The organism is Methylosinus sp. RM1 (genome assembly GCF_011378635.1).
Lineage (GTDB): Bacteria > Pseudomonadota > Alphaproteobacteria > Rhizobiales > Beijerinckiaceae > Methylosinus > Methylosinus sporium.
On sequence record NZ_WOVC01000001.1, the window covers coordinates 116,810 to 128,673 of the forward strand.

The 11,864-nt window shown below is 67.3% G+C and carries 8 protein-coding genes; 1 reads left to right on the forward strand and 7 read right to left on the reverse strand.

Annotated features, from left to right (window positions below; genetic code table 11):
- The 7 genes from ccoG to FMZ75_RS00535 all read right to left on the reverse strand — a co-directional run bounded on the left by ccoG (window position 1) and on the right by FMZ75_RS00535 (window position 6,394).
- Window positions 1-1,449, reverse strand: coding sequence for a cytochrome c oxidase accessory protein CcoG (ccoG, locus tag FMZ75_RS00505; protein ID WP_142861923.1), 1,449 nt, complete (start codon window positions 1,447-1,449; stop codon window positions 1-3).
- An 11-nt stretch (window positions 1,450-1,460) separates the two neighbouring features.
- Window positions 1,461-2,348 (reverse strand): cytochrome-c oxidase, cbb3-type subunit III, encoded by an 888-nt coding sequence (ccoP, locus tag FMZ75_RS00510; RefSeq protein ID WP_166140919.1) that lies wholly within the window; start codon window positions 2,346-2,348, stop codon window positions 1,461-1,463.
- Window positions 2,349-2,353: 5 nt separating this feature from the next.
- A complete protein-coding gene (locus FMZ75_RS00515) occupies window positions 2,354-2,506 on the reverse strand; it encodes a cbb3-type cytochrome c oxidase subunit 3 (RefSeq protein ID WP_108916075.1) in 153 nt (50 codons plus the stop codon).
- Window positions 2,507-2,509: 3 nt separating this feature from the next.
- A complete protein-coding gene (gene ccoO / locus FMZ75_RS00520) occupies window positions 2,510-3,268 on the reverse strand; it encodes a cytochrome-c oxidase, cbb3-type subunit II (protein WP_166140920.1) in 759 nt (252 codons plus the stop codon).
- 12 nt (window positions 3,269-3,280) lie between these two features.
- On the reverse strand, window positions 3,281-4,939 hold the full coding sequence (ccoN, locus tag FMZ75_RS00525) for a cytochrome-c oxidase, cbb3-type subunit I (RefSeq protein WP_166140921.1): 1,659 nt from the start codon (window positions 4,937-4,939) through the stop codon (window positions 3,281-3,283).
- Between the two features lie 348 nt (window positions 4,940-5,287).
- Window positions 5,288-5,758, reverse strand: a complete 471-nt coding sequence (locus tag FMZ75_RS00530) for an SH3 domain-containing protein (protein WP_166140922.1) — start codon at window positions 5,756-5,758, stop codon at window positions 5,288-5,290.
- A gap of 246 nt (window positions 5,759-6,004) precedes the next feature.
- Window positions 6,005-6,394 (reverse strand): hypothetical protein, encoded by a 390-nt coding sequence (locus FMZ75_RS00535; protein ID WP_108916071.1) that lies wholly within the window; start codon window positions 6,392-6,394, stop codon window positions 6,005-6,007.
- A 316-nt stretch (window positions 6,395-6,710) separates the two neighbouring features.
- On the opposite strand from FMZ75_RS00535, the gene FMZ75_RS00540 reads away from it, so the two are divergent.
- Window positions 6,711-11,819, forward strand: coding sequence for a hypothetical protein (locus FMZ75_RS00540; RefSeq protein ID WP_166140923.1), 5,109 nt, complete (start codon window positions 6,711-6,713; stop codon window positions 11,817-11,819).
- Window positions 11,820-11,864: the final 45 nt, after the last annotated feature.

Below are 11,864 nucleotides of genomic sequence, written 5' to 3' on the forward strand. Positions count from 1 at the left end.
TCACGGGGTCACGAACACGTCTCGAATGGAGACCGCGGCGTCGCTCTCCACATCTTTCGAGATGAAGAGGATCGGCGTCTGTCCCTTTGTCTTGCGCGCGCCGCGCCATGTGACGAGCACGCGCGTCTCGCGTGTCTGATCGGCGCCGACGCCGACGATCATGCGGCCTTCGGCGTCGGGCTCGACGCCGACGATCTCCACCTCGGCGCCTTCGACGCCGCTCGTCTCCAGCAGAAAGCGGCGCGGCTCGGCGCTCATATTGGCGAAGCGGATCGTATAGGCGTTGCGAACGGCGCCGTCTTTCAGCGTCACGGCGAGCGGATTGCGATCATGCAGCACGGAAAGGCGCGAATCGTCGCGCGTCGCCAGCTTCACGGACATGAGCGCGCCGATCGCGACGATGAGCGCCGCATAGATGAGCGTGCGGGCGCGCAGGGGCTTGTAGAGAGGCGCCTCGCCCTTGCGGCGGCGCTCGCAATTCATCTGCGTGTCATAGGCGATGAGGCTCTGGGAGCGGCCGATCTTCGCCATCACGCTGTCGCAGGCGTCTATGCACAATCCGCATTGCACGCAGCCGAGCGAAGCGCCTTTGCGAATGTCGACGCCGGTCGGGCAGACGGCGACGCATTGGCCGCAATCGACGCAATCGCCGACCGGCGCGCCAGCGGCGCGCAGCGCAGTCGCCTGCTTCAGCGACATGCGCGGCTCGCCGCGATCATAGCGATAGGCGACATTCAGCGCATATTCGTCGGTGAGCGCGGCCTGTATGCGCGGCCAGGGACACATATAGAGGCACACCTGCTCGCGCATATGGCCGGCGAGCATGTAAGTGGTGAAGGTGAGAATGCCGATCCAAATATAGGCTTCCGAAATTCCCGGCTGGAAGGTCGCGAGCTCATAGACGAGCGTCGGCGCATCGGCGAAATAGAGCACCCAGGCGCCGCCGGTCCACCAGGCGATCAATAGCCATAGCGCATGTTTGGCGATCTTCTCGCGCCATATCTTCGCGCTGCGCGGGCCGGCGTCCTTGCGGGCGCGCTCGCGCGCATCGCCCTCTATCCAACGCTCGGCGGAGAGATAGAGATCGGTCCACACGGTTTGAGGGCAGAGATAGCCGCACCATATGCGCCCGGCGAGCGCATTCATCAGGAAGAGGATCAGCGCGGCGAGGATCAGGAGGCCGGTGAGATAATAGACCTCCTGCGGCCATATCTCGATGAAGAAGAAATAGAAACGCCGATGCGGAAAATCGACGAGCACGGCTTGGGATGGCGCATCGGGGCCGCGATCCCATCGCACGAAAGGCAGCAGATAGTAGACCGCCAGAGTGAAGGCCAGCAGCCCCCATTTGATGCGGCGGAACTTTCCGTCGACCTCTTTCGGATAGATGGCTTTGCGCGGCGCATAGAGCGAGCCGCTCTTGGCCTTGCCCATATCGGCGCTCGTCATTTTTCGCTCCTTCACTCGCCGCCGCCGAGCGTGTGCACATAGATGGCGAGCGCCTTGATCGTCGGCTCGTCGAGGCGATCCTTCCAGGCCGGCATCACGCCGCCGCCGCCATTGGCGATGCGGCTCGCGATCGTCTCCTTGTCCGATCCGAACAGCCACAGCGCATCGGTGAGATTGGGCGCGCCCATGTCGCGATTGCCTTTGCCGTCGACGCCATGACAGACGGAGCAATTGTCGTCGAAGAGCTTGGCGCCCTGCGCCGTCGCCATGCCGCCGGGTAGCTTCGCCATCGCGCGGAGCTGATCGGCGACGAGGGAGATTTGCTTTGCGTCGAGCAGTCCGTCGCGGCCGAAGGCGGGCATGGTCTCGCTGCGCGTCTCCTTATCGACGTCCCAGCGCACGCCATGCTCTATGGTGCGGCGAATATCGGCGAGCTTGCCGCCCCACAGCCAATCATCGTCGTTGAGATTGGGATAGCCCTTCGCGCCCTGCGCGCCGGCGCCGTGGCAGCCGGCGCAATTATTGGCGAAGGCCGCCGCGCCCAATGCGCGCACGGCGCTCAGCAATTGCGGCCGCGCCTCTATCTCCTCCAGAGGGGCGTTGGCGAGCCGCTCGAGCACGGGCCCGCGAATCTCGTTCAGCTGCTCCATGTCGCGCGCGACGGAAGCGCGCGAATGCCAGCCGATGAGGCCCTGCGTGCCGCCTTCGAGCGTCGGCAGCGCCGGATAAGCGAGAAAATAGCCGATCGACCAGAGGATCGTCGCATAGAAGGTGACGACCCACCAACGCGGCAGCGGCGTGTCGAGCTCCTCTATGCCGTCCCATTCATGGCCGGTCGTCGTGGTCTTGGTGTGCGGATCGATGCGGACCGCCTCGCTGTGAGCTTCTCGCGTCGACATGTCTTTCAGTCCTCCCGCAACGGCGTCTCGGCGGCGCGTCGGAATTTCTCGCGATTGGACGGCCACAGCGCATAGGCCGTGGCTCCGGCGAACAGCAGAATGAAGAAGAAAAGGCCCGAATTCGCCGCGAATTCGCGCCATGATTCATAAGCGGTCATGGCTCACCTCACATTCACGGCGGCTTTGTCGTCATAGAGCTTGAAATTCACCGAGACGCCGAGATGCTGCAGATAGGCGATGAGCGCATCCTCCTCGGTGATCCCGTTCTTGCCCGCCTGGTCGTAGACGACGGCGTTGGGATAGCGGCGGCGCATCGCTTCGGCGCCCGGATCGTCCGGCGCGCTCTGCGCGGAAAGATCGGCCGCGGCGTTGTCGATCTGCGCATCCGTGTAGGGCACGCCGACGATGCGCAGCGTCTTCATCTGCTCCACGATATGCGCGGCGTCGAGCGGCGTCTGCGCGAGGAAAGGATAGCCCGGCATGATCGACGTCGGGACGACGGAGCGCGGATCGCGCAAATGGTCGCGATGCCAATCATTGGAATAGCGTCCGCCGACGCGCGCCAGATCCGGCCCGTTGCGTTTGGAGCCCCATTGGAACGGATGGTCGTACATGCTCTCGGCGGCGAGCGAATAATGGCCGTAGCGCTCGACTTCGTCGCGCAAGGGGCGGATCATCTGCGAATGGCAGGTGTAGCAGCCTTCACGCACATAGATATTGTAGCCGGAAAGCTCGAGCGGCGAATAGGGCCGCACGCCCTCCACTTTCTCGATCGTGTTGTGAAGATAGAAGAGCGGCGTGATCTCGATGATTCCGCCGATCGAGACGAGCAGCAGGATCGCCAGCAGAAGCAGGATCGAATTGGTCTCGAGCCGCTTCTGCAGGCCGCCCGTCGGAGTGTTGCGCGCAATGTCGGACATGTCTCTCTCCTCTTATTGCGCGGGAGCGGGAAGGGGCGAGAATTCGGTGGCGCTCGCCGCCGAAGGCGCGCGCAGCGTCTTGTAGATATTGTAGACCATGATGAGCGCGCCGATGAGGAAGAGGCCGCCGCCCGCCGCGCGGATCACATATTCGGGATGCAGAGCGTCGGTGGTCTCGATGAAGGAATATTCCAAGAATCCCTGCGGCGTGTAGGCGCGCCACATCAGCCCTTGCATGATGCCCGCGACCCACATCGCCGATATGTAGAAGACGATGCCGATGGTCGCGATCCAGAAGTGCCAGTCGACGAGCTTCAGCGAATAGAGCTTGCGGCCGAAGACCCAGGGAATGAGGCAGTAGAGCGCGCCGAAGGAGACGAAGCCGACCCAGCCGAGGCTTCCCGAATGCACATGGCCTATGCCCCAATCGGTGTAATGCGACAGCGCATTCACCGTTTTCACCGACATCAGCGGTCCTTCGAATGTCGACATTCCGTAGAAGGCGACGGAGACGACGAGCATCCGCAGCACGGGATCGGTGCGCAGGCGGTCCCAGGCGCCGGAGAGAGTCATGAGGCCGTTGATCATGCCGCCCCAGGAGGGCATCCACAGCATGATGGAGAAGGTCATGCCGAGCGTCTGCGCCCAATCGGGCAGAGCGGTGTAGTGCAGATGATGCGGACCGGCCCAGATGTAGAGGAAGATCAGCGCCCAGAAATGCACGATGGAGAGGCGGTAGGAATAGATCGGCCTCTCCGCGCGCTTGGGCACGAAATAATACATTATGCCGAGAAAGCCCGCGGTGAGGAAGAAGCCGACGGCGTTATGGCCATACCACCATTGGATCATCGCATCCTGCACGCCGGCCCAGACGATCACCGATCTCGGCGAGAAGACGGAGATCGGAATCTCGGCGTTGTTGCCGAGCACGAGAACCGCGACCGTGACGATGAAGGCGAGATAGAACCAGTTGGCGACATAGATATGCGGCTCCTCGCGCTTGGCCAATGTGGCGAGGAAGACGATGAGATAGACGACCCACACCACGACGAGCCAGAGTATCGCATACCATTCCGGCTCGGCGTATTCGTGCCCGCGCGTGACGCCGAGCAGATAGCCGGTGCCGGCGATGAGGATGAAGAAATTATAGCCGAGCACGACGAACCAGGGCGCGATCTCGCCGGCGAGCCGCGTGCGGCAGGTGCGCTGCACGACATAGAAGGAGGTGGCGAGCAGCACATTGCCGCCGAAGGCGAAGATCACCGCCGATGTGTGCAAGGGCCGCAGGCGCCCGAAGTTGATCCAGGGCAGATCGAGATTGAAGGCCGGGAAGGCGAGCTCCAGCGCGATATAGAGGCCGACGGCGAAGCCGGCGACGCCCCAGAACAATGCGGCGAGCGCGCAAAAGCGGATCGGCCCGTAGTTGTAATTGGGGCGTCCGTCGATGAATTGCGCAGGCGCCTCCACGTCGCGCAGCTCATAGCGTTTCAGCAATGCGAACACTGCGATGATCGAGCCGAGCGCGAAGAGAGCGGCGTGGAACGCATAGGCCGGCGTATGCGCGCGCGAGGCGATGAAGCCGGCCAATGTGGCGAGCGCGATGAAGAGAAGCGTCGTTGCGGCTTCGGAAACAGTTACGGATTTGGTTGCGGGAGCGTCGGTCGGCGCCATGGAAGCAATCCTCGCAGACAGGCGGGAAGAGGGCGGATGCGCCGCCGATGCGACGCCTTTCGCCTCTTTCGTCTTTGATGACAGTGAAGAGTCTAACGCTCGCGCCAAATGGCGATTTGATTTCGATCAAGAAAAGCGGCGCGCGCGCCGCGCTGCGCACAAATGTCACAGGCGAATGAAATCGAGGCGTTATTTCCCCTGGAATTGTTGGACTTTCATACGACGCCGCCGCAGCGCGCAAGCGTCATAAGACGAGACGCGCGCTTTTTTGTCGCAATGCGAAGCGCATTTGCGCGCGGGCCTTCGACGAGCGCTTCGCGCGCAATGGCGGCGATGTGCGTCGCGCCGTCAGAACCAGCCGAAGCCCGGCCGCCATGTGGCGTTGCGATGCCAGGGCACATATCCGCCGGGAAAGCCGTAACGCCATTGCACGGCGGCGGCTCCTTCATATGCCCATGGGCCGGTGTACCATGGGCCGGCGGAAACATAAGGATCGTAGAGCGGGGGAATGTCGCGCCGCCATACATTGGCGCCGAGCGGCGGCAGGATCGGCGTCTCGACAGGACGCGCGGGAACGGCGGCGAGCGCAGGCTGCGCCACATAGCCGCCGGAGCCCGCGTAAGTGACGCGGCACCAGGCCGAGCGGCAGTGAGCGACATCGACGACCGCATCGGCGGGAATGGCGAGCACGGGCGCGAAATCGAGGCCCGGGCCGGAACGCAAATTGACGATCTCGGCGACCTTGGCCGGCTTGGCCTGTGCTTGCGCGGCGAGAATGAGAGCGAAGGCGCAGAAGGGGAAAATCGCGAGAGGGGGCATGGCGCCTCGAAACGAATTTTCAAAAAGAGATTCGATGCGGCGAGCTTATCATCGAGCCGTCGGCGCCGCCTAGTGGTCTGCTTCATCGGAACGGAATGGTTTTAAAAGAGCGAGCGCGAGCCTTGCTTCAGGCTCGTTTCTCGAGACACGTCGAATCATTCGACGCAGGCCGCCGGCGCATGTCGAGAATGCGGCGACGCGCGGAAGAATTCCGCGCGTCTCCTTGTTTGTCGCGTCGCCTCTCGATCACTCGAAGATGCGCAGCGGGGCCGTGATCAGGCCGACCGGAGCCGGGGCCGGCGCGGGCGCGACGGCGACCACCGGGGTCACGGCGACCGCCGGAGCGGGGGCGACGACGACCGAGGTCACGACCGGCTTGACGATGATCGGCCGCGCGAGCAGCGAGCTGGCGATGAAGCCGATCTTGCCCGCGTAGGCGACGCGCGACCAGCCGCCGATATGGCCCTGCACATCGACCACCGCCTGCGGGGGAACGGCGAGGATGGGCAGGAAGTCGAGGCCGGGGCCCGAGCGGAAGGCGGCGAGATCGGTGACGACGCGCGGGAAGGCGGCGGCGGAACCGACCGAGCCGAGCAGCGCGGCGGCGGCGAGGACGGATGCGATTTTCGATTTCATTCAAGACCTCCGTAATAGGCATCCCATTCGGCAATCATGATGCCTCACGTCGGCGCAAGTAGCGCGCGGCGGGCCGGCGACAGGGGCGCAGCGCAAATTCACTTTCCCTCGAGGTTAATGCCGGTGCGCGCGATCTCTTAGCGAAACGTCGCATTCCGGTCGCAATGTGCGCTCGCGCACGGCGGCGCCACGAAAAAGCGCGCTTTTTTCCGCCCTAGGATGCGCGGCGCGAAAAGAGTCCGGCTCGACTCGAAGAGATGCGGCGGCGTAAGCTCGAGCGCGACGCTTTCGCGCGCGGCGGCGGAGGGTGTTGCGCATGATCGGGGCCTTGCTCGTGAAAGTGTCGACGGCTTTCGCCATTTCCTGCCTGGCGCTGGGCGCTTTCGTTTCCTCTGCGGCTTCCGAGCCCTCAGCCAAAGCGCGCAGCGAGCCGCGCGCGGCTCCCGGCCGATTTTCGGTGAGCGAGCCGCCGGCCGATCGCGACGGCTTCACACTGTTGACCATTCCGGCTCCCGGCCGCTACGCCATTTCCGCGCATAGCGCCTCGGGCGTGGCCATTGCGCTCGTCGATATGATTTCGGGTCCCGGCGAGACGTCCGGCGTCGCCGGCCGGCGCGATGGGCGTCTCGATCTCCTGCTCGACGCAGGCGTCTACAAATTGCGCGTCTTCGGCGCGAAGGGCGCGGTCGGCAAGGCGCGGCTCGCCGCGGAGGCGTTTCAGGAGCAGGGCGCGCGCGAGGCGCTGGCGCCGGGCGCGACAATGTCCGCCGAGCTCGGCGATCTCGCGCAGAGGAGCTATTCGCTCGAGGTCGGCTCTTTGGGCCGCGTCGCCGTGGAGGCGCTCGGCCGCGGTTTGCGCGATCTGCGATTGTGGAAGGCGAGCGGCGAACTCGTCGATCTGTCGCCGACGCGCGCGACGATCGAAACGAAGCCCAGCCGCCCGATGACGCGGCTGCGGCTGGAAGGCGCGGTCGAGCCCGGCCGCTATGTCGCGACCGCCTATGGCGGGGAGACGATCGTCTGGCCGGAGGGCGGCGCGGCGCAGCCCTTTCTCTTGCGCCGGCTCGAGCCGGCTTCGCTGGCCGCTGGCGTCGCCAATGGCGTTATCGGCCCATTCGGCTCGGCGCGTTTCGAGGCGCCGGCGAGCTATGACGCGTTCCGCCTGGAGCTGCCCGAGCCCGTCGCCGCGCGCATAGAGGCGCGCCGTGGCGAGGGCGCGTCCGCTTCCGCCGTGCTGGACAAGAGCAATCGGGAGCCGGTCGCCGTCGTCTCGCTCGGCGGCGATGGCAAGACGCCGGGCGTCGTCGAAATCTTCGGCCTCGAGGGACAGGCGTTCTCCTTGCGGGCGCTGCGCCGGGCGAGCCGCGCGCCGATCGAGACGGCCGGGCCCAATCTCGTCGCCTTGGACGTGACCGGCGAGGGCGCCGACGAAGTTCCCGCCACCGCCCTGCTGGCGCGCACGGAAAACGGCAAGACGCGCGCTCTCGCCGCCGATCTTCCGAGAATCGGGGGCGGGCGCGCCTATCGGGGCAGGTTCAATCTGCGCGGGCCGACCACATTGCTGTTCGAGGCGACCGACAGCGGCCCGGTGGCGATCAATGTCGAAGGGTCGCGGCTGCGCGCGCTCATCGAGCCCGCCTTCGGCGCCGCCGCGCCCCGCGCCGATGGGCGCCTGCCGAGCCGCTATGATCTTCAGGCGGGCTTTTATGTCCTCTCGCTCACGCCGCTCGAGGGGGCGGTCGGCAGTGTCGATCTGACGCTCGGCCCGCCTGGCGTCGCGCCGGAGCTTCTCCCGCGACCGCCGGCTCGTGCGGTCGTTTCCTTCGGCGAGCAGAAGCTCGACCGGAACGCATCGCATTTCATCCTCGCCAATTCTGCGCCGGGCCTGCTGACAGGCCCGCGCGTCATCGCGTTGCCGGCCGATCTCGAAAAAGGCGCCGCGCCTTTGTGGCTGCCGGCTGCGACGGAATATCTTCTGCCCGTCCGCACCCCGCGCGGCGGCAGGATTCTCGTCGTCGACGACAGAGGGGCGCGCGCGCCGGCCGAGATCGTCGAAGAGAAAATCGAAAACGACAATCGCTTCGCGACCATCCGTCTGCCGGCGCGCGCCGAGGCGGAAGCGCTCGCGCTCGTTTATGCGCGCGCTGTCGAGCCGGCGGCGTCGGAGGCCGCGAAGGAGCGTCCCGCGGCGGCGATTTCTTCCGCCAAGCCCGTCTGGTTCGATCTCGCCCGCGACGAGACGCGGGAGTTTCGCTTCGATATTCCAGAGGGCGGGCTCTATCGCGTCGAGACTTTGGGGCGGTTGCGGACGCGCCTTTCGCTCGGCGCGGCTCTCGCTCCGCATCTCGGCGAAGGCGAGAACAATGGTCCCGGCCATAATGGGCTGGTGACGAGCTATTTGCGCGCCGGCGCCTATCGCGTTGCCATCGCCGCGCGAGAATCGGCGGGCCATCTCGGCCTTTCGGTGAAGAGCGTGGCGATGACGACGACTGCGCCCATCGTCGGCGAAGGCGCGGCGCGCGCTGCGCTCGACGGGGGCCGCGGCGCCGTCGCGCCGATCGAGATCGCCGAGGACGGACTCTATCGGCTCGAGCTCCAGGGGCTCGGCAAGCAATGGCGCGCCCGGCTCGAGGAGGCGGACGGCTGGCCGCTCGCCGCGCCGGGCCCGCTCGCCCAGCTCACGCGGCGGTTCGAAAAGGGAAGCTATCGCCTCGTCGTTCTGCCGGAGGATGTCGAGGGCCGTTTCGTCGCGCGTCTGCGCAAAATCGTGACGCCCGCGCCGCTCGAGGGCCATGGTCCTCATGCGCTGCCCTTCGACGCGCCGCAGAAGCTGCAATGGCGCGAGCCGCTCGCCAAAGGCGCGCCGCGCGATCCCGATGTGTGGAGCTTCGCGCTCGCCGGCCCCTCCGATGTCGCGCTCGACATAGGCGACGGCATGGTGGCGGAGATTTTCGACGAGGCGCGCGAGAGCGTCGGCAAATTCTCCGCAGGCCGCAAATTTTCGGGCCGGCTCGCCGCCGGCGCCTATCGCATCGAGGCGCGCAGCCTCGCTCATGACGATCGGCTGGATTACCGAATCGCGCTCGCCTCGACGCAATTGCAGCCGGGCGCGCCGCGCTTCGTCGCGCTTCCCGCGACTCTGCCCTTCTCCATCGCGCGCGATGGCGTGGTCGATATTGCGAGCTTCGGCGACAAGGAGCTGATCGGCGCGCTCGAGGACGAGAATGGCGCCGTGGTCGAGCGGCTCGAGGGGCGCGCGGAGGATTGGAATATCTCTCTCTCGCGCCGTCTGCCCGCGGGCGCCTATCGTCTGCGGCTCGATGCGCTGCAAGGCGCGCCGCAGCCCGCGCGCGAGGCGGAGGAGCAGAGCCCCGAAGGCGAGGGCGAAAGCGCCGCCGGGCAGGAAGCCGAGGAGCCGAAAGGCGTCGAGATTCGCCTCGCCCTGCCGGCTTCGGCGCCCGCCGAGCCGCTGGCATTCTCCGGCGTGAAGACGATTTCCGGCGCCGGCGCGCATGAGCTGGCCCTGCCGGCGGCGCCGGAGGGAGCGCTGATGCTGGTCGCCGCGCAATCGACGCGCGAGACGGCGCTGTCGATCGAGAAGCGCGAGGCCGATGGACGTTGGCGCGTCATCGGGCGTGAGCGCGGCCTTGCGCCGGTCGCCGCCTGGCCGGCGGAGGGCGGCGAGTGGCGCGTGAGCGTCTGGACCATCGGCGGCGCCGATGCGCCCGTCACCCTCGCCGCGCGCAGCCTCACGCGCCGGCCGGCCGGCTTCGGCGACATTGCGCTGGAGCCGGCGCCGATCGAAGGGCTCGCCAGCAATATCTGCGTCGGCCGCGTCGCCGCGCCCGCCTCCGCCCTCGTCGCCATAGGCGCGGCGCCGTCGTCGCTGGCCACCGGCTCGGCCCGCGGACGTCTGCTCGCGCCGACCTCGGCGGGAGCGCTGGCTCCGCAAGAGGAGAGCCTGTGGCTGCTCTCGCGCGAGGATTGCGCCGCCAAGGCGCGCGTCTCCGCCTTCACGCCGAGCGGCGCCGAAATTCCGCTCACGCTCGGCGAGAGCGAGCGCGCAATTCTGCCCGCCGCCGCGCCGCCGTCCGGCAAGGCGCGGCTGTGGCTGGCGCGCTCGGCCTTCGGCCAGCCGGGCGTCTCGGCGGGAGGCGGGTTCGCCGTCGCGCCGGGCGCGGCGCTCGCGCTCGCCGGCAAGGAGCCGCCGCGCCTGTGGAACGCCGCCGGCGTCGAGCCTTTGCGCCTCGCCGCGCAGGCGATCGACGTCGCCCTCGCGGCGCCATTGCAGGCCGGCGCATTGTTTTCCGGCGTCGTCCCGCCCTTCACGGCGCAGCCTGTCGTCTTCGACGGCGCCGGCGCTCTGGCGCTCGACCTCGCGAGCGGCCTCGCCGCTTTCTCCGCGCCGGAGGAGGCGCGCCGCTTCGCGGCTTTCGCCGATGGCGCGCCGCTCTCGCGCCGTTTCGAGGGCGCGAGAGCGCTCTGGCTCGTCAATCTCACCGATCGCCCGGCGCCGGCGCGCGTAGCTTCGTCCGCCGAGCGCTATGAGCCGCTCACGGCGGGCGGAGCGATCAAGCGCTTCTACGGCGCCGCCGGCGAGACCGCGCATCTCGTCGAGGCGCAGCCGGGCGACCGGCTCGTCGTGACCGGCGGCGAAGCGGTGTTCGTCGGCGCCGACGGGCGCGTGCAGCGCGGCCGCTCGCTCACGCTCGCCGGGCCGGGCGAAGTGACGATCGCCCATGCGCCGGGCCTCGTCGCCGCATGGATCGAGCGCGCCGGCAAATCGCCCTGGCCCGCAGCCGCGCCGCGCGATGTGACGGCGCCTTTCGCCGCGACGCTGAATGGCGAGGCGCAGGCTTTCGCGCTCGATCTGCGCGCGCCCGTCGTCGTCGATGTTCGCACGAGCGCGCCGGCCATTGTCGCCTTCACGCAGAATGGCGCGCGCGAGGTGGAGACATTTCCCGCCGGCGTGGAGCTGCATCGCTACGCTGCGCCCGGCCGCGCGCTCATCGAGATTTTTTCGCCGCATGACGGCGCGCTCTCCGGCGCGCTGAGCATTGCGACGACGCCGGTCGTTCCGGTGACGGATGGCGTCATTGATCCGATCGCTCTCGGCCCCGCCGGCACGGCGCTCTTCACCTTCGAGGTGGCGAAGGTCGGCGAGATCGGCCTCGGCCTGCGCGCCAAGCCGGATCGCGCCACGCTGCGTCTTCTCGATGTCGCCGGCAAGACTCTTCGAGAGGGCGCCGCGCAGATTCTGCGCCTCGAGCCCGGCCGCTATTTCGTGGAGGCGCGCGCGCCCGCTGACGCGCCCGCGACGACATTGCGCCTCGCTCTGCGCGGCCTCGCGCCGCCGCCCTCCGGCCCGCCGCAGGAAGTGGCGGCGGAGTTTTTGGAAAAGGCCGGAAGGAAGACCGGCAGATGAGCTTTCCTCATTCGACAAACGCCCTCAGTCCCATTCGAGGCTCGG